The organism is Flavobacterium sp. RSP46 (assembly GCF_003984825.1).
Lineage (GTDB): Bacteria > Bacteroidota > Bacteroidia > Flavobacteriales > Flavobacteriaceae > Flavobacterium.
In genome coordinates, this window is sequence record NZ_RYDM01000001.1 from 158945 (window position 1) to 179447 (window position 20503).

The 20503-nt window shown below is 32.5% G+C and carries 20 protein-coding genes; 12 read left to right on the plus strand and 8 right to left on the minus strand.

Features of this window, described 5'->3' with window-relative positions:
• Window positions 1-65 precede the first annotated feature (65 nt).
• From EKM01_RS00715 to atpG, 7 genes are all read left to right on the plus strand, one after another.
• Window positions 66-458 carry a hypothetical protein gene (locus EKM01_RS00715; RefSeq protein ID WP_126561349.1) on the plus strand — a complete coding sequence of 131 codons (393 nt, stop codon included), beginning with the start codon at window positions 66-68 and terminating at the stop codon, window positions 456-458.
• Between the two features lie 120 nt (window positions 459-578).
• Window positions 579-1715 (plus strand): F0F1 ATP synthase subunit A, encoded by a 1137-nt coding sequence (gene atpB / locus EKM01_RS00720; RefSeq protein WP_126563517.1) that lies wholly within the window; start codon window positions 579-581, stop codon window positions 1713-1715.
• 107 nt (window positions 1716-1822) lie between these two features.
• Window positions 1823-2014 carry an ATP synthase F0 subunit C gene (gene atpE / locus EKM01_RS00725; protein ID WP_073353856.1) on the plus strand — a complete coding sequence of 64 codons (192 nt, stop codon included), beginning with the start codon at window positions 1823-1825 and terminating at the stop codon, window positions 2012-2014.
• A gap of 117 nt (window positions 2015-2131) precedes the next feature.
• Window positions 2132-2632 (plus strand): F0F1 ATP synthase subunit B, encoded by a 501-nt coding sequence (locus EKM01_RS00730; protein ID WP_126455009.1) that lies wholly within the window; start codon window positions 2132-2134, stop codon window positions 2630-2632.
• 5 nt (window positions 2633-2637) lie between these two features.
• On the plus strand, window positions 2638-3171 hold the full coding sequence (gene atpH / locus EKM01_RS00735; protein WP_126455011.1) for an ATP synthase F1 subunit delta: 534 nt from the start codon (window positions 2638-2640) through the stop codon (window positions 3169-3171).
• Between the two features lie 38 nt (window positions 3172-3209).
• On the plus strand, window positions 3210-4787 hold the full coding sequence (gene atpA, locus EKM01_RS00740; RefSeq protein WP_126457785.1) for a F0F1 ATP synthase subunit alpha: 1578 nt from the start codon (window positions 3210-3212) through the stop codon (window positions 4785-4787).
• Between the two features lie 98 nt (window positions 4788-4885).
• Window positions 4886-5746, plus strand: coding sequence for an ATP synthase F1 subunit gamma (gene atpG, locus EKM01_RS00745; RefSeq protein WP_126766257.1), 861 nt, complete (start codon window positions 4886-4888; stop codon window positions 5744-5746).
• Between the two features lie 89 nt (window positions 5747-5835).
• Here atpG and EKM01_RS00750 read toward each other — a convergent pair whose 3' ends face one another.
• The 4 genes from EKM01_RS00750 to EKM01_RS14685 form a co-directional block, all read right to left on the minus strand.
• The gene (locus EKM01_RS00750; RefSeq protein ID WP_126766261.1) at window positions 5836-8010 is read right to left on the minus strand and encodes a peptidase domain-containing ABC transporter; all 2175 of its coding nucleotides are present in this window, start codon (window positions 8008-8010) and stop codon (window positions 5836-5838) included.
• A gap of 78 nt (window positions 8011-8088) precedes the next feature.
• Window positions 8089-9231, minus strand: coding sequence for an HlyD family secretion protein (locus EKM01_RS00755; RefSeq protein ID WP_199736771.1), 1143 nt, complete (start codon window positions 9229-9231; stop codon window positions 8089-8091).
• A 279-nt stretch (window positions 9232-9510) separates the two neighbouring features.
• Window positions 9511-9696 (minus strand): hypothetical protein, encoded by a 186-nt coding sequence (locus tag EKM01_RS14610; RefSeq protein WP_091259184.1) that lies wholly within the window; start codon window positions 9694-9696, stop codon window positions 9511-9513.
• Window positions 9697-9720: 24 nt separating this feature from the next.
• The gene (locus EKM01_RS14685; protein WP_231507447.1) at window positions 9721-9894 is read right to left on the minus strand and encodes a bacteriocin; all 174 of its coding nucleotides are present in this window, start codon (window positions 9892-9894) and stop codon (window positions 9721-9723) included.
• Window positions 9895-10407: 513 nt separating this feature from the next.
• Between EKM01_RS14685 and EKM01_RS00770 the strand changes: the two genes are divergently transcribed.
• The 5 genes from EKM01_RS00770 to EKM01_RS00790 all read left to right on the plus strand — a co-directional run bounded on the left by EKM01_RS00770 (window position 10408) and on the right by EKM01_RS00790 (window position 17158).
• Window positions 10408-12114, plus strand: coding sequence for an AraC family transcriptional regulator (locus EKM01_RS00770; protein WP_158614838.1), 1707 nt, complete (start codon window positions 10408-10410; stop codon window positions 12112-12114).
• Between the two features lie 141 nt (window positions 12115-12255).
• Window positions 12256-12435 (plus strand): hypothetical protein, encoded by a 180-nt coding sequence (locus EKM01_RS00775; protein ID WP_126457790.1) that lies wholly within the window; start codon window positions 12256-12258, stop codon window positions 12433-12435.
• Window positions 12432-14096, plus strand: a complete 1665-nt coding sequence (locus tag EKM01_RS00780) for a S8 family serine peptidase (RefSeq protein WP_126457791.1) — start codon at window positions 12432-12434, stop codon at window positions 14094-14096. Before EKM01_RS00775 ends, EKM01_RS00780 begins: the two co-directional genes overlap by 4 nt.
• Window positions 14096-16306: a lantibiotic dehydratase family protein gene (locus tag EKM01_RS00785; RefSeq protein ID WP_126457792.1), complete on the plus strand. Its 2211-nt coding sequence runs from the start codon at window positions 14096-14098 to the stop codon at window positions 16304-16306. Before EKM01_RS00780 ends, EKM01_RS00785 begins: the two co-directional genes overlap by 1 nt.
• 3 nt (window positions 16307-16309) lie before the next feature.
• The gene (locus EKM01_RS00790; RefSeq protein ID WP_126457793.1) at window positions 16310-17158 is read left to right on the plus strand and encodes a thiopeptide-type bacteriocin biosynthesis protein; all 849 of its coding nucleotides are present in this window, start codon (window positions 16310-16312) and stop codon (window positions 17156-17158) included.
• Window positions 17159-17218: 60 nt separating this feature from the next.
• Here the strand turns inward: EKM01_RS00790 and EKM01_RS00795 are convergent, their stop codons facing one another.
• The 4 genes from EKM01_RS00795 to EKM01_RS00810 form a co-directional block, all read right to left on the minus strand.
• On the minus strand, window positions 17219-18196 hold the full coding sequence (locus EKM01_RS00795; RefSeq protein ID WP_126457795.1) for a hypothetical protein: 978 nt from the start codon (window positions 18194-18196) through the stop codon (window positions 17219-17221).
• Window positions 18190-18960, minus strand: coding sequence for a hypothetical protein (locus EKM01_RS00800; protein ID WP_126552889.1), 771 nt, complete (start codon window positions 18958-18960; stop codon window positions 18190-18192). Before EKM01_RS00800 ends, EKM01_RS00795 begins: the two co-directional genes overlap by 7 nt.
• Window positions 18961-19129: 169 nt before the next feature.
• A complete protein-coding gene (locus EKM01_RS00805) occupies window positions 19130-19756 on the minus strand; it encodes a hypothetical protein (RefSeq protein WP_126457799.1) in 627 nt (208 codons plus the stop codon).
• Window positions 19757-19839: 83 nt separating this feature from the next.
• A complete protein-coding gene (locus tag EKM01_RS00810) occupies window positions 19840-20502 on the minus strand; it encodes a hypothetical protein (RefSeq protein ID WP_091259556.1) in 663 nt (220 codons plus the stop codon).
• Window position 20503: the final 1 nt, after the last annotated feature.

The following is a 20503-nucleotide window of genomic DNA, read 5'->3' on the forward strand; positions in this document are numbered from 1 at the left end:
CGTTCCGATTTTACAAATTAAAATAACGTTGCGCCTGAGTGCCTTTGCGGCAAAAAACAAATACAATGAATTTAAAAAAATACAAACCACTGCTGCCTTTATTGGTGCTTGCGGGATTGGCTTACGGTATTCATAGAGTTATTTTTTATGTTTTGCACATAAATGACTCCACTTTTTACTATTCGATAGAAACCCTATACCTGCTGTTCTTGGCGTTGTCAATTATGGTATTTGTGGTTTTGCTGAAAGTGAAAGAACGAAGTTTTGATAATGTAGGCATGTCATTTCTTTTGAGCACCAGTATCAAAATGATAGTTTGTTATTTGATTTTAAAGCCTATATTGCGGGTTACAATTGAAATTAAATCAATAGAGAAAATTAATTTTTTTATAATGTTTATTCTCTTTTTAGCAATCGAAACCATATTAACAATACGTATCTTAAACGAAAAGCAATAAATATATTTTTTAAGGAACAAATCCATCAAAAATAATTTTTTATATTCTTTTGCATATTAATAAAAGATGTACATTTGCACCAAATTTCAGAAACGTAATAAATTAAGATAATTAACTGTTATGGTGATTTCAAACAAACCACTTAGATTCATAGTAGCGACTTTAGTAGCGTGTCTTCCTTTAATTAGTTTTGCAAATCCGGAACAGGATTCTGTGAAAGTAAAAACAGAAGTTGCTCATGAGGCAGCTGAAGGAGCTCATGCTGAACCAACAGATGTAAAATCTGAAATTAAGGAATTTATCAATCATCATCTTTTAGATTCACATTCTTTTACCTTCAATGCGGATAAAGAATCAGGATCACATAATGGTTTTTCATTGCCTGTTATCCTTTGGGACAATGGTTTGCAAGTATTTTCTTCTTCAAAATTTCATTATGGTGAAGAAACAGCAGAACACAATGGAAACTTCTACGTATTGCACCACGAAAAAATATACAAAACAGCTGCGGACGGAAGTTTAACAGAAGGCGAACATGGTCATCCTACTAATGTAACGCCACTTGATTTATCCATCACTAAAAGTGTGGTTGGTATTTTGTTTGTCGCCATTTTAATGTTTATCTTGTTTAAAGGTTTAGCAAAATCATATACTAAAAACGGAGGAATCGCTTCAGGAGCCGGACGCATATTTGAACCGATTGTTTTGTATGTCAGAGACGAAATTGCCATACCAAATATTGGAGAAAAAAATTATAAGAAATACATGAGTTACTTGTTAACGATATTTTTCTTTATTTTATTTCTAAACATTTTAGGGTTAACGCCACTGGGATTCAATATAACGGGAAATATTGCTATAACAGCATCGCTGGCTATTTTGACGTATGTAATTACCACTTTCTCAGCCAATAAAAATTACTGGGCACACATTTTCTGGATGCCAGGGGTGCCAACTCCAATGAAATTTATTTTGGCGCCAATTGAATTATTGGGAACCATCATCAAACCATTTTCATTAATGATCCGTTTGTACGCTAATATTTTAGCAGGACACGTAGTTTTGATGAGTATCATTGGTTTAATGTTTATTTTTAAAAGTTGGATTGGAAGCAGTTTGTCATTTGGATTGGCATTTGTGCTTATGATTCTTGAAATATTAGTAGCTTTTTTACAAGCGTATATTTTCACTATGTTATCCGCACTTTATTTTGGAGCAGGAAACGAAGAGCATCATCACGAGGAGGCTCACCATTAAGTCGAAAGTCAAACGTTGAAAGTTTAAAAGTCACCTTGACTTTATGACATTCGACCTTACAACTTTAGACTATTAATAAAGAATGTTTAATTTTTAATTTATATATTATGGAAATTCCAACTATTGTAGGAGCAGGATTGATTGTTATCGGAGCAGGTTTAGGTATTGGTAGAATTGGTGGTTCAGCAATGGACGCTATTGCTCGTCAACCAGAAGCTTCTGGAAAAATCCAAACAGCTATGCTTATCGCAGCTGCACTTATTGAAGGTATTGGTTTTGCTGCGTTATTCGCATCTTAATTAAAACTAAAAAAAACAATAGTTACAACGGTTGGTTGTAACTATTGTTTTTAAAATTAAAACATTACAAATTGCGATTAAAAGCAATTCATACTTTAAAATTTATAATTAGATATAATGGATAAGTTAATAAATGATTTTTCGTTTGGTTTGTTTATTTGGCAAATAGTAATATTTGTAGGATTGATATTCTTGTTAAAAAAATTCGCTTGGAAACCAATTCTGGATGCAGTTAATGATAGAGAAGAAGGAATTAAAAATGCCTTACTATCTGCTGAAAACGCTAGAAAAGAAATGCAAAATCTTCAAGCTGACAACCAACGTATTTTACAAGAAGCAAGATTAGAGCGTGACAACATGCTTAAAGACGCTCGTGAAATAAAAGAGAAAATGGTTGCTGATGCAAAAAATGAAGCACAGGCTCAAGGATTAAAAATGATCGAGCAAGCGAAAGCAGCAATTGAAAGTGAAAAAAATGCAGCCATGGCCGAATTGAAATTACAAGTTTCAACATTGTCATTGAATATCGCAGAAAAAATATTGAAAGACGAATTATCTAACAAAGAAGCTCAAACTAAATTAGTTGAGAAAATGTTAGGTGATGTAAAGTTAAACTAACAATTATGGCAAGTACAAGAGCAGCAATTCGCTATGCAAAAGCAATTCTAGACTTAGCAAACTCAAAAGGTGTTGCCGAAGTTGTAAATAACGACATGAAATTGATTGCTTCGACAATTAAGGGTAATTTAGAATTGAGTACTTTTATTCAAAACCCGACCATGAAAGTGGAGGTAAAAGAGAAAGCACTGTTAGAAGTTTTTGCCGGTATAAATGGCGTAACTCAAGGGTTGTTTCATTTATTATTTGAAAACAAAAGATTCGAAATTCTAGAAGCAATTGCCATAGAGTACAGTAAATTATCGGATATTATGAATGGTATTGAAGTAGCGCAGGTTACTACAGCGATTCTTATGGATGCAGCATTAGAAGCTAAAGTTTTGGCTAAAATTGCAACACTTTCGGATAAAAAAATCACAATAGAAAATATAGTAGATGCTTCAATCATTGGAGGATTTATTCTTAGAATAGGCGACAAGCAATACAATGCTTCAGTAGCCAACAGATTACAAGTATTAAAAAGAGAGTTAAGTAATTAGTTTTATTGCACATTTAAGTGTCTAAATTATAAATTAAGATGGCGGAAATCAAACCTGCTGAAATTTCAGCAATATTAAGAAAGCAAGTAGAAGGTTTTGAATCTGGTGCTACACTAGAAGAAGTAGGAACAGTACTTCAAGTTGGAGATGGTATTGCTCGTGTTTACGGGCTTTCGAATGTTCAATATGGAGAGTTAGTTGAATTTGACAATGGATTAGAAGCTATTGTTTTGAATCTTGAAGAAGATAATGTAGGTGTAGTTCTTTTAGGACCATCTACAGGAATCAAAGAAGGTTCAACTGCTAAAAGAACACAACGTATTGCTTCTCTTAAAGTAGGAGAACAAATGGTAGGTCGTGTAGTAAACACACTTGGTTTTCCTATTGATGGAAAAGGACCAATCGGTGGAGACTTATACGAGATGCCTTTGGAAAGAAAAGCTCCTGGAGTTATCTTCCGTCAACCCGTTACTGAGCCATTACAAACAGGAATAAAAGCAGTAGATGCTATGATTCCAGTAGGTCGTGGACAACGTGAGCTAGTTATTGGTGACCGTCAAACAGGTAAATCAACTGTTTGTATCGATACGATCTTAAATCAAAAAGAATTTTACGATGCTGGGAAACCAGTGTTCTGTATATATGTTGCAATTGGACAAAAAGCGTCAACGGTAGCAGGAATTGCTAAAATGTTAGAAGAAAAAGGCGCAATGGCATATACCATTATTGTTGCTGCAAATGCTTCTGATCCAGCTCCAATGCAAGTGTATGCTCCTTTCGCAGGTGCTGCAATTGGAGAATATTTTAGAGATTCAGGACGTCCGGCTTTAATTGTTTATGATGATTTATCTAAACAAGCGGTTGCATACCGTGAGGTTTCTCTGTTATTGAGAAGACCACCGGGACGCGAAGCATATCCTGGAGACGTTTTCTACCTTCACAGTAGATTATTAGAACGTGCTTGTAAAGTAATTGCAGATGATGGAATTGCTAAAGACATGAACGATTTACCAGATTCATTGAAATCAATTGTAAAAGGTGGTGGTTCATTGACGGCGCTGCCAATTATTGAAACGCAAGCTGGTGACGTTTCTGCATACATCCCAACAAACGTAATTTCTATTACAGATGGTCAAATTTTCCTTGATGGAGATTTGTTTAACTCTGGGGTTCGTCCGGCAATTAACGTAGGTATTTCGGTATCTCGTGTTGGAGGAAATGCCCAAATTAAATCAATGAAAAAGGTAGCAGGTACATTGAAATTGGATCAAGCACAATTCCGTGAATTAGAAGCGTTTGCTAAATTTGGTTCTGATCTTGATGCCGTTACTTTAAACGTAATTGAAAAAGGAAGAAGAAACGTTGAAATCTTGAAACAAGGTTTGAACGATCCATATACTGTTGAAGATCAAGTTGCAATTATCTATGCTGGTTCTAAAAACTTATTGAGAAATGTTCCTGTAAACAAAGTAAGAGAATTTGAGAAAGATTTCTTGGAATTCTTGAACAACAAACACAGAGCAACTCTTGACGCTTTAAAAGCAGGAAAATTAACAGACGAAATTACAGATGTAATTGAATCTGTGGCAAAAGAATTATCAGCAAAATATAACTAAAACTAGTCAAAAGTTGTAAAGTCGAAAGTCTTAAAGTCAGTTTATCTGCTTTTGAGGACTTTAGACTTTATGACTTTACGACATTAGACTAATATAAAATGGCAAATTTAAAGGAAATCCGTAATAGAATTACTTCCGTTTCATCGACGATGCAAATTACATCGGCAATGAAAATGGTTTCTGCAGCAAAGCTAAAGAAAGCACAAGATGCAATCACAGCAATGCGCCCTTATGCCGAAAAATTAACGGAATTATTGCAAAATCTTTCTGCCACGCTTGATGGTGAGATAGGAGGAGAGTTTACTACACAACGAGAGATCAAGAAAGTTTTATTAGTTGTAATAACATCTAACAGAGGTTTAGCGGGTGCTTTTAATACGAATGCAATCAAAGAAGCTAAAAATCGCGCTGAATTTTATACAGGGAAGCAAGTGGATATTTTTGCTATTGGCAAAAAAGGAAATGATGTTTTGAGTAAAACACATTCAGTGGTTGATAATCAAAGCGTTATTTTTGATGACTTGACTTTTGATGCTGTAGCTAAAATTGCGGACACATTAACGGAGAAATTCGTTTCAGGAGAATATGATAAAATTGAGTTGATTTATAACCAATTTAAAAATGCCGCAACACAAATCGTTCAAACCGAACAATTTTTACCATTGGCACCCATAAAATCTGATGTTCCTGCTTCGACTGGTGATTATATTTTTGAACCTTCAAAAGAAGAAATCGTGTTGACTTTAATTCCAAAATCATTAAAAACACAATTGTATAAAGGAATTCGGGATTCATTTGCTTCAGAGCACGGAGCGCGTATGACAGCCATGCATAAAGCAACTGATAATGCAACGGAAATGAGAAATCAATTGAAATTAACGTACAATAAAGCACGTCAAGCTTCTATTACTAATGAGATCTTAGAGATCGTTGGTGGTGCGGAAGCATTGAATGGATAATAGATTATTGATTCAAAATATATAAAGAGTCACGCTATGCGTGACTCTTTTTTTGTTTCTAAGGGAATTGTTTAATAATCTTTTTTTTCTTATACCAATCCTTGTTTATTCCATAAATCGTAGTACTTTCCTTTTTGTTCTAATAATGCGACATGATTTCCGGACTCCACGATAGTGCCATTTTCCATTACCAAAATAGTATCTGCATTAGCTATAGTACTCAATCGATGGGCTATGACAATAACTGTTTTTCCCTGAGATTTAAAATTATCAATCACTTCTTTTACAATGTGTTCCGAGTTAGTATCTAATGAAGAAGTGGCTTCATCCATTAATAACACTTCCGGGTTTTTGTACAAGGCTCTTGCTATAGCAATACGTTGTTTTTGTCCTCCAGAGAGCATGGCGCCATTTTCTCCAATTTGAGTTTCAAAACCATTGGGCAATTTCTCCACAAACTCTGTAATTCCCAATTGTTTGGACAAATCTAAAATGCGTTGAATATTTGGAAATGAATCGCCTAAAGCAATGTTTTCGATAATATTTCCCGAAAACAGATTGAGCTGTTGCGGAATGACACCAATGCAATTCCGTAAACTCTGATAATGTATGAATTGAGAATCATATTCTCCAATATAAATTTTTCCTTCTTTTATGGGATATAAGTTTTGCAACAGTGAAATCAGTGTCGTTTTACCACTTCCGCTTTCGCCAACGATAGCTGTGGTTTCATTTTTCTTGAAAACCGCATTAAAATTTTTGAAAACTTCTGTTCGAGAGCCATAACGAAACGTTACATTTTCGAATTTTATATCTCCTATGTTTTCTCTTTGTAATTCGACTTTATTTTCTGTCTCTTCTCGTTCTAAATCCATTATCTCAAATAGACGATCTGCGGCAATTAAGGCATTTTGAGCGGTTTTATTCATCCCAATTAATGATGCTACTGGTGAGGTAAAATAGCCAATTAATGCATAGAATGAAAACAATTCACCTGGAGTTATAGCTCTGTCAATTACATAACCAGAACCTATCCACATAAGTATTACTGTAAATATAGAGGCCAAGAACTGCGTTGAAGTCCCAGCAAAAAGACCATTTAGTCCAGATTTGTAGCCAGTAAAAAGTAATTTAACAAACTTGTTTTCTGTTTTTAAATTTGAAAATTCTTCAATTCCAAATTCTTTAACCGTTCTAATATGGGTAATACTCTCGACTAATTGCGTTTGCAATTCCGCAGCATTCTCCATGATAACGCGTTCCACTTTTTTATTGAACTTATTTAAAATAAAATAAATAGCTCCATAAAATGGAATCACCAGCAGAATCACCAAGGCCAATTTCCAATAATAGGTAAACATCAAGGTAAAGGAAAAAATCACAATGAAGATATTTACAATCATATCAATCGCCACTTCATTGATAAAAGATCTAATTTTTACCGCATCGCCAATCCGGGATGTGATTTCTCCAACTTGCATCGTGTCAAAAAAACGTTGCGGAAGATGGAGTAAATGTTTATAGTATCCTAAAATTAATTTGGCATCAATCAATTGCCCCGTTTTCATAACAAAAACACTCTTTTGAGAACCGATGTAGGCTTGCAATATGATGATAAAAATCATGGAAACACTCAGCAAATTGAGTAAGTTTCTGTTGCCTTCAACCAAAACATAATCGGTAATTTTTTGAATGTAGATGGACATGGCCAATCCTAAAACGGTAAAAAGTATGGCACCCGCCAAAGCCTGAATTAAAATGGTTTTATGTGGCTGTACCAAATCCCAAAAGCGTTTTAATGGAGTAACTTTTTCGTTATATTCCTTGAAATCATCATTCGGTGCAAAAAGAATCAGTACACCAGTCCAGATTTTTTGAAATTCTTCATACGTATAGGTTTCCATTTTGCCAAAAGCGGGATCCATTACCGTTATGGTTCCCCCTCCTTTGGAGGGGTTAGGGGAGGATTCAACTTTATAAATCACCACATAATGATGCAATTGTTCTTTTACTATAATGTGAGCAATAGCAGGGAGCGGAATTTTATCAATAGCATCTATGCCTCCTTTTACTCCCTTGGCAGAAAAACCCATTTTTTCGGCAGCTTCAATTATCCCCAGCACATTGGTACCTCTTTTATCGGTATTCGCAAATTGACGAATGCGCGCTATAGGCAGATTAACTTTGTAATGATTGCCAATAGAAGCGAGACAAGCAGCACCACAATCTTTAATATCATGTTGTTTTATTTTTATTGAAGCCATTATAAGAGTATAGATGATAGAAAAAAGACTTTAGAATTTTCTCAGAGAGTATAAATTATTTTATAAAATTTTACCAGTTTAAGATTTGGATGCAATTTGTTTTGGGTTGAGCCAATCATCGACTTTGTCAAACAATAAATCAAATAAGCTTCTTCTTGTAATGATGTATCGTGTGGTTAGGGTCATTCCTTTTGTAATTTGGGTTTTGTAACCGGATTGCAATTGCATTGCGGTAGTATTCAGTGCGCATCGTACTTTAAAAAAAGCTTGTTCCCCTTGAATGGTAATATTACGGTCAATATCGATTACTTTTCCTTCTAGCAAACCCCATTGGTTGTAATTGAAAGCATCGAGTTGAAATTTCACCTTTTGATTTTTTCTAATTAAACCTATATCGTTTGGTGAAACGGTGCTTTCTACAATCAATTGATCTATTGCCGAAATAGAGGCTATAGGTTGAGAGGCGTTCAAGAAAGAACCAGCTTGAATTCCTGAGAAATTTTCTATAGTTCCAGATAATGGTGCTGTTATATAATAGTTTTGCGCTTCTACTTTTATTTTTTCTAGGGTGCCGTTTAGGTTTTGAAGTTGCATTTGTAGCTCTCGTTTGCTGTTTTGCCAAAGGCTACGTTGGTTTTTTTCTAAACCAGAAAGTGCTTGCTGAGCATACGTATAATCAAAACTATATTTCTCAAATTCAGCTTTGGCAATTATGCCCTTATCATGCAACTGTTTGTTTCGGTCATATACTATTTTTGATTGGGCAATTTTGCTTTGCAATTCCTCTCTTTTATTATTGTAACTCTGCCACTCTTGCTGCATAGCAAGTGTTTTAAAACCCGTAGCCCTGCCTTGTGTAACTTGAGTTAAATCATGAATTTGATCCTGAATAGTAGCCGCCGTCACTTGATTATTGGCTTTCTCGGTATTTAAATTTTCTTGGGTAATGGCAATCAGGGTATCTCCTTGTTGCACTACTTGGTTATTCTTTATTTTTATAAAAGTTACTTTGCCATTCACTAAGCTACTTACTGGAACATTGTCAGTAGTACTTCGCACGATACCGCGACTCTGACTGCTAATGTCTATTTTGATGACAGGCAATAGTGCCAGAAAAATAAGTATAGCCAGAATCAAGACCAAGTAAATAGAAATACTCTTGGTTTTGTTTTTTGCGATAAGGTTTTCGAGAGTGTTTATGGGATCTTGACTGAAGTTCATTTTTTTTAGTGAATTTATAAGACACGTTTGTATAGATAATAAAAACATGGAGAACCTGCAATCCAACAAACAAATTTCCTTTAACTGATTACTATTTCAATACTAAAAAGACTGCCTAATAAAATAGGCAGTCTCACAATAAAAATCTTGATTTAAAAGTTATTTTTTAACTTTTGAATATGAGCAATTAACGCTCCTAAAGCAATACCTATGATAAATATCTTAAACCAATAAGGAGCTAAGTATTGCATTATTTTATGATAAGTCATTGTGTTAATTTTATGATGTTGCCCAGTCTACAAATTTATAGACGCCATATCCAACTAAAGCACCTACAACAACAACGCCAACAACTGTAGCCCCTGCAGCAGCCACGGCTATCACTGCTGGAGCAAGATAACCTCCTTCAGTCTCTTTGGACTCTTGGATACTAATTTCCTTTAAATTCAACGCTTCTAAATTCATATTTTAATTTTTTGATATTTAACATTATTTTTGTCCTTGAGCAACTGCTGCACCTACACCAACTCCTACCCAAAATGCAGTAGCTACAGTTTCAGCAGATATTGCTATTCCCCATATTAGAAGAGGTATAAACCCACCTTCTGTTCCTTTAACTTCTTGAGCATTAAGCTCCACTAAATTCAAATTATCTAAATTCATTTTTTAAGTTTTTAAAATTACACATTTCATTTCAATAAAAAGTTTCTCGAGAACTTTTGTGCTTGGTTTTTTTTAGAGACCATAGCTTTCAAACTCCTTGCTCTGTTTTTTTTGAAAGGGTTACAGTACAGCTGAATTATTCCCTTATGCTTTGTTTTTTGAGGAACAAATACCTTTACATAAAACCTCATGCTCTGTTTTTTTTGAAAGGGTTACAGTACAGCTGAATTATTCCCTTGTAATTGGCCAATTGATTTAGGAAAGTAATCTACATTTAAAAGTAACGTCTTACTCCAAACGCTTTCACTTTCTTTGTGCCAAAACTAGAGTAAGAAGAGGTTCTAAGCAAACTGTTGTTATCGGAATTCCTGAATTCCGATACTGAATTCACGGAATTCCACAAATTGTATTTTATAAATCACTGAAAATATGCTATTTAAATAATGTAAAAAAATCATTATTTTTAAGATTATTTTAGTGATGTTGCTGTATTTTTGTGCAAAATCTACTGTAATGACTAACCAACGTTTTATTAAAATAGTGCTTTTAATACTGTTTCCTTATTGTTTATTGGCGCAAACGGCTGATAAATTTATCGGAAAAGATTCGTATGAAGATTTAAAAAAAGAGTTTATTTTACAGAAAAGTGATAATAATAAGAAAACATTTATTTCGGAAATCATTTCTAAATCTTATTCTAGAAAAAATAATTTAAGTCTTTCACGGGGTTTTTATCTTTTATCAACATTATACAAAGGAAATAAAGCAATACAATACCTTGATTCATCTATTGCCTATTCAACTAATCAAAATGATTATAATTTTCCAGCATTGTCTTATTCTAGAAAGGCATATGAGTTAAGAATGCAATTTAAGTATAGCAAGGCTTTAGCTAATTATTTCAAAGCAGAAAAATATGCTAAAGACAATAATGAAGATTTAAATTTTTATATCAAGCGGTCAATTGGTGTTTTAAGGTCAGAGGAATTAGGTGAAGTAGAGGAGGCATTGCTACTATATCGTGAATGTTTAAGTTACATAAGAAAAAAAGACATATCATCTTTAAAATACAGTAGCGATTATCACAATCTTTTATTTGTGATTGCCGATGCGCACAAATCATTAAAGAATTTAGACTCTGCTAGTTTTTATAACAAATTAGGGTACAAAGAATCGATTATAACCAACGATAAGTTTTATATACCATATTTTATTTTAAATGAAGGTGCAAATGAAATGTTAAAGAAAAATTACAAAGCATCTTTAGATAGTATAAATAAGGCATTGCCTCAAATAATATTAGATAAAAATTTTGGTAATATACTGGCGTCTTATTTTTATTTAGGAAAGTCGTACGCTGGTATGAGTAGTGAAAAGAAAGCGATTCAAAATTTTATCAAAGTAGATTCCATGTATTTATTAAATAAAAGAATTACACCAGAGTTTATAAGTGGGTATTCCTATTTAATTGAATATTACAAAAAAACTGGAGACAAAGAAAATCAATTAAAATTCTTGAATAAGTTTATGAGTATTGATAGCATATTACAAAGAAACTATAAGCATTTAAATAAAGTTTTAGTCAAAGAATATGACACTCCTCGTTTACTTGCAGAAAAAGAATCCCTTGTACAATCCTTGCAAAACAATGAATCTAGATATTTTATATGGATTTTGATTCTAATAGTAGGTATTGGAGGCTTAATAGGCTACCAATTTTATTCAAAAAAACAATATCAAAAACGATTTGAAGCAATTATTCGTCCTACATCAGTTGATTTTCAGCCTTCTGGTGCTATAAAAAAGGAAGATGATTTTAAACAAGAAAGTAAATCACAAGAATCACGAGGTATAGCAATAGAGGTTGTGGAGCAATTATTAGAGAAGTTAGTCTACTTTGAACGCAATAAGGGATATTTAGAGAATACGATTACCATTCAAAAAGTAGCTTTGCAGTTAAATACAAATACAAAATATTTGTCTAATGTTATTAATGAACATAAAGGAAAAACGTTTGTGCATTATATTAACGATTTGAGAATTACACATGCGGTTGACCAATTGCAAGCCCAAACGAAATTACGAAATTACACCATGCCTTTTTTAGCGAAGGAGTTTGGATTCAATTCTGCCGAAGCTTTTGCTGCGGCTTTTTATAAGAAAAACAAGATTAAGCCTACTTTTTTTCTAAAAGCACTAGAAAATGAAAAATATTCATAACTATTTCGTTTTCAGTTAATTATTTTATATAGCGCTATCGGAATTCACGGAATTCCGCCAATAACTTTTAATTTTTTTTAGCTATTATCAGGCCAAGCTTTTACTTTTGCAACTTGTATAATAAATAAATAATTTTATCACATGAAAACAGAAAAAAAACAAACAAAAACGCAATCAAAGTTCAATTTAGAAAAAATGAAAGTAGCTCAATTGGATAACTTACATTTAATAAATGGTGGTTTTTTAAAATTGACTGGTGACATTGAAACTGTAACTGACTCTTTAATGCCTCCTCCCAATAACTTTAACTTAAAAAAATGAAAAATATTTATTTAATTTTTTTAGTCTGTATAATTTTAAGTTGTGCCACAAAAAAAAATGGAGTTTATGTTTTAAAAAATGAATCAATTAGCTCTGGTTGGCGAAGTTTAGATTCTTTAAATTGGTTTCATAAAGTCAATAAAGATCAAAATGCTTTTATCATTGATTTTATTCAAGTCAAAAAAACATCTAAAAGTAAAGTTCGAAACAATAATGTTGTGGTTGCTATAATTGACACTCCATTAGATACTAATCATGAATATTTAAAGAATAATATTTGGTTCAATAAACATGAAATTCCTTCTAACGGTATAGATGACGATAAAAATGGCTATGTAGACGATATTAATGGTTGGAATTTTATAGGAACAAGAGATAATGGTTATTTAGTTTGGGTTAATTTTGAATTTGTAAGATTTTTGAAAATTTTGAACGCTAATTCTAATCCTCAATTAACTATTCAAAACCTAGGCGGTGATGAATATAAACGTATAATCAACACTTATAACAAGCAATTTGGAGCTTATGACAACTGGTTAAAATCACAACAATACATTGTTGATAATTATCAAATAGCAAAAGATAGCTTAAAAAGATATTTTCCTAATGAAAAGTATTCAATCAAGGAATTAGATAGTTTGTATCTCAAGCATAAAATTAATGATAAAACTTTTAAACAAAGACGTGAAGACAAGGATTATGATATTGGTGCAATGATAGGTTTTATAAAGTCAAGATTGCAAGCAGGAGAGAATACAATTGAGGAAGCTTTAGATACAAGGGTTCGAATAGATTCGATAGTCAACAGAAATCTAAATGTAAATTTTGATGAAAGAATATATATTAAAGGCAATCCTTATTTAGTTAGTAAAGGATATGGAAATGCGACTATCTCAGAAAACAAGGCAGGCAAAAGATCTACGCATAATCATTCAACTAAGGTATCAGGTATTGTATCGATGATTGCAAAAAATAATTTCAAGATAATGCCGTTAGTAATTTCGGCATCAGGTGATGAATACGATCAGGATATAGCTAATGCGATATATTATGCAGTAGATAATGGTGCAAAGGTTATCAATATGTCATTTGGTAAAGAATTTTCTTTATATAAAGAATTGGTAATAGAAGCATTAAAGTATGCAATGAAAAGGGATGTATTGATTGTACATTCTGCGGGTAACAATAAATTCAATATTGACGAAAACCCTTATTATCCGTCAGATACAGAATTTAAGGATGATGCAAAAGAAGTCGTAGATAATTTTATCAATGTAGGCGCCACTACTGCAAAAGCAGACAGTACTTTTGTGGCCTCTTATTCAAATTACGGCAAGAAGAATGTAGATTTATTTGCTCCTGGAGATAAAATTTATACCACAACCGCAGGCAATAGTTATGGCTATGATTCAGGTACTTCACTTGCAGCACCCATGGTTTCTGGAACAGCGGCTTTAATATGGTCGTATTATCCTAAACTAACAGCTAAGGAGGTTAAACAAATTATTCTAGAATCAGGAACGGCTTACGATTTAGACGTTTTGGTCCCTGGTGGAGAGGGCAAAAAAATCAAATTTAGTGAATTATCTAAATCAGGAAAAGTATTAAATGTCTATAACGCGATGCAACTCGCTGAGAAAGTGAGTAAAAAGAAACGATAATGCACCACTATCAAGTTCGTCCTTTCTCGCACTATGTTTTAAGAACCCCTTTATTTCCATTGCCTTTCTATTTTGATTTATTGGAAAATTATTCCGAAGAGGCCTTATTGCTGCAGTTTGAAAACCCTTATGTTAGAGAAGCCATTCGTATGGCTTCACCGGAACTACTAACAGCTTTAAAAAAATGGAAAGCTGATCCTTCCAGTGTATCACCTAAAAAAAGGGAGAGTTTGCAGCTTAGTTTACTGAAATACATTGCGCGAATATCAACTCGTTGTACTCCTTTCGGGTTATTTGCGGGTTGTTCAGTTGGAAAAATAGCTTCTGAAACGAACATTATACTCAATTCAACTGAAAATTTTAGTCGTTTTACACAATTTGACATGCAATTTTGGGTGGCATTATTACGAGAATTTGCTAAAAGAGAAGAAGTTATACCTTATCTTAAATATTATCCTAATAATTCGATCTATGCTCTTGGGGATTTTTACCGCTATGTTGATTACAACTATGTAAAAACAAAAAGAGTCCATACCATTTCAGCATTGCGAAAAACAGCCCTTTTAAGTGAATTAGTGCTTAAAGCAACATCAGGGATGACTGTTGATGAAATGGTTTGTCTTCTTGCCGATGATGATTCTGAAACCGCAGAAGCTTTAGAATATATTAATCAGCTTATCGATTTTCAGTTTCTTGTAAGTGAATTGGATGCAACAGTTACAGGTAGTGATGAATGGGGACGCGTTTTTTCTATCATCGATAAAATTCCGAACTTAAAAAAAGATTCTCAACTTTTGCAAAGTATAAGAACTCAATTTTTAGTATTAGACCAAACGCTTGTTCCTTCTGAAAAAGACTATGAAGCGATACAGGATTTAATTGAGAAAACAGGTGTGGAGTTTGATGAAAAATATCTTTTTCAAACTGATTTAAATACGACCGCTTCCGTAAATACTTTGAGTACTAGTTCACAAAATAAAGTCTTCCAAGCGGTTCGTTTTTTAAACGGAATTCAAAAGCAAAAGAAGTCTGAAAACCATACTAATTTTATAAAAGCATTCACACAAAGAAATGAATCAAGAGAAATGCCTTTGACAACTGTTTTAGATACTGAAACGGGAATTGGGTATCTTCAAAATTCTGAAATGAATGATACGCATGAGATTTTGGAGCATTTTTCTTTTAAAAGTAAAGTTCAAGAAACAATCCTCGAACCTTGGACGGCTTATGATTTTATAATGGAGAAGAAACTTCAGCAATGTATTCTTAAAAATGAAGAAGCAGTATCGCTTTCTGAAAAGGATTTTCCGGATTTTGATCCTAGTTGGAATAATGCACCAGCTACTTTCTCGGTAATGATTGAAATTGCATTGCATCAAGAAAAAGAAATCATATCAATTGAATCTTCGGGGGATGTTAGTGCCGCCAAACTATTAGGGCGTTTTTGTAATGGAAATGATGCTATTTTCAATTTAACCAATGAAGTTGTAGCCAAAGAAGCGACCTATCATTCTGATAAAATTTTAGCAGAGATTGTTCATATTCCGGAATCAAGAACTGGTAATATATTAAGAAGACCTGTTTTAAGAGCATTTGAAATTGCCTATTTGGCTAATTCGGCAGCAACTAAAGACTACACGATTGACTTAAATGATTTAATGATTTCGATACGCAACAACAAAATTATTTTGCGATCTAAGAAACACAATAAAGAAGTTATTCCTTGTTTGTCAAATGCCCATAATTATGTTACTAAATCGCTGCCTGTTTATCATTTTTTATGTGATTTACAGTCGCAAGATGTAAAGCCTATTTACAGTTTCAGTTGGGGTGTTTTAGAAACGCATTATGATTTTTTTCCAAGGGTTGAATATAACGGAGTACTACTTTCAAAATCAAAATGGATCGTAAGTAAAACTGAAATTATGCCTTTTTATAAAATGGATGGCATTCTATTATTTGAAGCTTTTTCGATTTGGAGAAAACAACGAAGCATTCCTAGTCTTGTAAATTGGGCTCATTTTGACAACACATTGTTACTTGATTTTGAGACAAATATAGGGATTCAATTATTTTTGAAATCAGTTGTAAATCATGTTAAAATCACTTTAGAAGAATTTCTATTTACAGAGGAATCTGTGGTGAAAAACGCAAAAGGTGAAAATTTTGCCAATCAGTTCATTCTATCCTATTATAAAGACCAATTGTAAAGTATGAAAAGGGATTTTTGCATAGGAAGTGAATGGCTGTATTATAAAATATACACTGGAGTAAAAACAGCAGATCTTATATTATCTGAAAAGTTGTATCCCTTAATTTTAGATTTACAAAAGGAAAAGATAATTGCCAAATGGTTTTTTATTCGGTATAACGATCCTGATTCGCATCTTCGTCTTCGTTTTTTAGTAACCAAACCAGAAGCAATAGCTACCATTATCAGTTCATTCCATCCTGTTTTTGAGAAGTTATTGGTCAACCATTTAGTTTGGAAAGTACAAACGGATACTTATAAGAGAGAATTGGAGCGGTACGGAGAGGCTACCATGGTAGATTCTGAGACTTTGTTTGGGTATCATAGTGAGTTGATTGTAGCCTATTTAAAGCATAAATCCAATTTTGAGGTAGCAGCACAGCTATTGTTTGGACTGTTTACAATTCATCATTTTTTAGAAAGTTTTCAGTTATCAATGTCTGAAAAACATGAATTGATGCGCCGGTTACAAATGAATTTTAAAAAAGAATTTAATGCCGATGCGGCCACAAATAAGGGACTAGATACCCAATACCGCAAGCGTGAAGTAGAAATTACTGCCTTGCTACTAGGCAAAACGGACTTGCCATTTGAAGTATTAACTCCCTTCATAGAAACTAAAATATCAGAAATTGCTTTGTTAAGTTCCAACATAAAAAGTCAGTTGGAGATTCCTCTTTTTGATTTTTTAAGCAGCCATATTCACATGATGGTTAATCGTCAGTTTACCTCCCGCCAACGACAATATGAGCTCCTGATATACGACCATTTGTATCGGTTTTATAAAACTCAGGAGCTCAGAAGGCATTAAAAATTGGGATTGACTTTTGAGTTAAGCCCTTTTGCTCTATAATACAATAGAATGTTTTAGTTAAAAATCAGTGACAACAAATTTACCATTTGTAATATTGTGAATCAAAGCGCCTTTATTATAAACTTGCAGATTCATTTCGCCTCTAGTTACTTTTTCTTCATTTATAGTTGTATGCTCAAGAATTGTGTAACTGCCAGCTGTTTGGTATTTTTTCCAATCAATATCTCTAATCCACAATAACTGGGTAGCTCTAAATATGCCAACATATTGATCAAAATCAATTCTGTTCTCTATTGTATTTTGGTCAAATTTATACGTGCCTACTGCTAAATTTGGCAATTTAATTTTAGATTTAATTAAAGCTCTAAATCCGTTATCTGTGTAAAAGTACATTTGATATGGATTATTTAATAGTTTCGGATCATATTCGCCAAAATGAAATGCGGTAAAAAAACTTAAAGCAGTTCCTTTAAAATTCATATTTGTAAAAGTATATGGGCACTCGGTAGTTCTTACATTATTACTAGTTACCGACCCTTCGATATATTTTCTTTTTTTATCAATGTCTAATTCATCATAGTAAGATTGTTCTAATAGATATCCTTTAAAATCAAAATGAAGGTACTTTTTTGTTTCATCGTAGTTGAAATTTGATATTGTCATTAAGCCTTTAGGGTTAAAATCGGCAGATTCAAAATGTGCATTTTGATTTCTATAGTCAAAAAGTGTAATATTTTTTAACGTACCATTTTTCAATAGCGAGAATTCAATTCTAAAACCTGGATTTTTATTGTTTTGATAGCTACAACTAAAAAATAAACTTTCACAACTTTCGTTGGAGCCGATGCGACTATTTATTAAATTTAACTGTTCATTGTCAATTTTAATATTTAGAGAATTCACAACTTCTTCTTTAAGAACTTCTTCTCTTTCACAAGATGCTATAAAAAGGAATAAAAGCAAACTATTTGCTTTTATTAAAAACCACCTACAGTACTTACCGTAGGTGGATATGTTTTTTTTTGTGCCTACCATTGAACTTGAATTGGTCTTACTTGAAACTCTACTTTACCAGTATAATATGTTCTTGTAGCAAATTGCCCAGTATTAGGATTTTTATTTACTACATTATCGTAAAAAGGAATTACAGAGTCGAATAAATTGTTGCTTTTCGTTGTTCTTTTGACGATATAATCATTTGATTTTGATTCTTCAATTGACGCTCCATATTTCGTGTTCACTTTAACAACCTCAAAAATTGTCCCGCTTAATTCGGTAGAAAAGTTAGCATTGAATTTTGAGCTTATTGATTGTTTAGTTTCAATTATTAATGGATCATCTACTTCTTCAAAAGAAAATTTCCATTCATTTGAAAATCTATTTAAATCCCACGTTTGAAATTCTAACACTGTACCGTAATTATTATTCAAAAAATTTATAGTTTTTAAGCCAATTATAGTTGTACGAATGTAAGTTTTTTTGAAAGGCCAATTAAATCTGCTGTATGCTTCATGTTTTAATTCAAATAAATCAGACGGTTTAGCAAAAAAGCCTTTTTTATCTGATTCACCAGTGTTTGATGCTTTTGATCCATAAAAGCAATAAATCATAAATTCAAATTGTCCGTCTGTCCATCCGGAGGAGCTATTGAGTCTATAATCAGTTACTTGTTTTGGGTCATCTGTGTTTGAAATAGTATTAAATGCTCCTTGTGCATCATTTCCCGACATTTTGAAAGAGGTTATGTATTCTCTATACTTCCCACCACTAATTGCTCCTTTTTGCTTGCTAGGAGTCAATCCATAATAGATGTTGTCTCTTTGCCAACCCTCTGATGCAGTACCTTCCCAAACATTGTAAGCATCCTTTAAAAATTGACTTTAGCACCATCATTTTTTATGTTGGAAAATAGCAAAATTACTGAACATTTCTATTCGATTTGCTACATAACAAGTAACAATCATTACGTTATAATTTTACTCTTAAAGTAGGTAATATAGCTATGGTTTCAACACCATTTAATGAATAATACAACTTGCTTTTTAAACCAAGTTCAGCATAACTATTGAGTTTGAAATAATATTCTAAAGATCCAAATAAACCCAAATTGTCTGCTCGATTTTTTTCGTTTATTAACACAAACACAGTATTGTTATCAATATTAGTAATATCGCTTCTGTTCATATTTTCAATAAAATAGTATGCTCCAAGCGTAAACTGCAAATTGTTTTTAAAAACGGTTCTAAAATGAACATCATAAAAGTCTTTGGTATGAATGTTTCTATAGTTTTGTAAAACCAAACCAGTATTGGTTGAAGTAAGTATTACACCATCATCTATATTTTTTGCATGCTGTAACCTAGAATAACCTAATCCAATGTAGCGGTCTTTAGGTAATTTAAAATCAAAATTTATTTCATAAAACGAGCCAATATTTGGCAATTCAAAAGGTACGGGATCATCTAAAAAGGATTTGGAGTACTCGATGTAGGATAGACCATAAGAGAACGAAATTTCAATTTTTTGTTCTTTGTTTTCTTGAGCAAATAAAGAAGTTGAAAGAAAAAATATAGTTAATAGTAGTCTATTTTTCATAGGATTAGATTTTATAAGTAACTGTTTTTTAATTTTAATGAATGTTTTATTGAATCATTTTTCTAAAAATAATTTTATGATAATTAGAATCTTTTACCAATATTTAAAGTAAGGTTATAGTGGTTAGGATACACCGGAATTGAGTTAATTTTTTTTTCGCCAATAGGCATTAAATAGTACGGACTGATACCAACAAAGTAATTCTTATAAAATGTACATTGAAATTGTAATCCTAAGGTATAATAAAAAGTATTTAAATTACCTGAAGTGGTTCCATTTTCATAAGTAAGTATCTGTCCATTATTAAAATCATAAGTCCAATTTTTTACATCATGCGCTCTAGAATATGAAAACAAATAGCCAGCACCTAAATTAAAATTAAATAAAAACCGATCATTATTAACAAATAGATAATCTATCTTAGTTCCTACAGTAACAGTATTTATTTTTGACCAAAGCGAATTAAAATATACACCTGAGTAGGTTTGATCCATTAAATAATTATCGACTGCTGTTGCATCATCAAAAAAACGAGGAAAATCATTACTTTGATTGTATTCTAAATACAAATCAAATGCAAAAGACTGAGAAAATCTATTTTGATAATTTAAACCTAGTGAAAAATTATTTAAGTTGCTTTCTTTATCAGGAAACCAAGGTTTGCCAATTGACACATAAACGCTTTCGTTTTGAGCAGATGAGATTGTAAAAATAAAGATAAATAAAACTGTAAAATTTTTTTTCATA

What these genes read in the sequence shown, in the direction of transcription:
- EKM01_RS00755 (WP_199736771.1), bottom strand. Translation starts at nt 9,231, where the DNA reads ATGAACTTCAGTCAAGATCCCATAAACACTCTCGAAAACCTTATCGCA.
- EKM01_RS00795 (WP_126457795.1), bottom strand. Translation starts at nt 18,196, where the DNA reads ATGGTAGGCACAAAAAAAAACATATCCACCTACGGTAAGTACTGTAGG.
- EKM01_RS00730 (WP_126455009.1), top strand. Translation starts at nt 2,132, where the DNA reads ATGGATAAGTTAATAAATGATTTTTCGTTTGGTTTGTTTATTTGGCAA.
- EKM01_RS14610 (WP_091259184.1), bottom strand. Translation starts at nt 9,696, where the DNA reads ATGAATTTAGAAGCGTTGAATTTAAAGGAAATTAGTATCCAAGAGTCC.
- EKM01_RS00780 (WP_126457791.1), top strand. Translation starts at nt 12,432, where the DNA reads ATGAAAAATATTTATTTAATTTTTTTAGTCTGTATAATTTTAAGTTGT.
- EKM01_RS00750 (WP_126766261.1), bottom strand. Translation starts at nt 8,010, where the DNA reads ATGGCTTCAATAAAAATAAAACAACATGATATTAAAGATTGTGGTGCT.
- EKM01_RS14685 (WP_231507447.1), bottom strand. Translation starts at nt 9,894, where the DNA reads ATGAATTTAGATAATTTGAATTTAGTGGAGCTTAATGCTCAAGAAGTT.
- EKM01_RS00715 (WP_126561349.1), top strand. Translation starts at nt 66, where the DNA reads ATGAATTTAAAAAAATACAAACCACTGCTGCCTTTATTGGTGCTTGCG.
- EKM01_RS00805 (WP_126457799.1), bottom strand. Translation starts at nt 19,756, where the DNA reads ATGAAAAATAGACTACTATTAACTATATTTTTTCTTTCAACTTCTTTA.
- EKM01_RS00775 (WP_126457790.1), top strand. Translation starts at nt 12,256, where the DNA reads ATGAAAACAGAAAAAAAACAAACAAAAACGCAATCAAAGTTCAATTTA.
- atpH (WP_126455011.1), top strand. Translation starts at nt 2,638, where the DNA reads ATGGCAAGTACAAGAGCAGCAATTCGCTATGCAAAAGCAATTCTAGAC.
- atpE (WP_073353856.1), top strand. Translation starts at nt 1,823, where the DNA reads ATGGAAATTCCAACTATTGTAGGAGCAGGATTGATTGTTATCGGAGCA.
- EKM01_RS00770 (WP_158614838.1), top strand. Translation starts at nt 10,408, where the DNA reads ATGACTAACCAACGTTTTATTAAAATAGTGCTTTTAATACTGTTTCCT.
- atpG (WP_126766257.1), top strand. Translation starts at nt 4,886, where the DNA reads ATGGCAAATTTAAAGGAAATCCGTAATAGAATTACTTCCGTTTCATCG.
- EKM01_RS00810 (WP_091259556.1), bottom strand. Translation starts at nt 20,502, where the DNA reads ATGAAAAAAAATTTTACAGTTTTATTTATCTTTATTTTTACAATCTCA.
- atpB (WP_126563517.1), top strand. Translation starts at nt 579, where the DNA reads ATGGTGATTTCAAACAAACCACTTAGATTCATAGTAGCGACTTTAGTA.
- EKM01_RS00790 (WP_126457793.1), top strand. Translation starts at nt 16,310, where the DNA reads ATGAAAAGGGATTTTTGCATAGGAAGTGAATGGCTGTATTATAAAATA.
- EKM01_RS00785 (WP_126457792.1), top strand. Translation starts at nt 14,096, where the DNA reads ATGCACCACTATCAAGTTCGTCCTTTCTCGCACTATGTTTTAAGAACC.
- atpA (WP_126457785.1), top strand. Translation starts at nt 3,210, where the DNA reads ATGGCGGAAATCAAACCTGCTGAAATTTCAGCAATATTAAGAAAGCAA.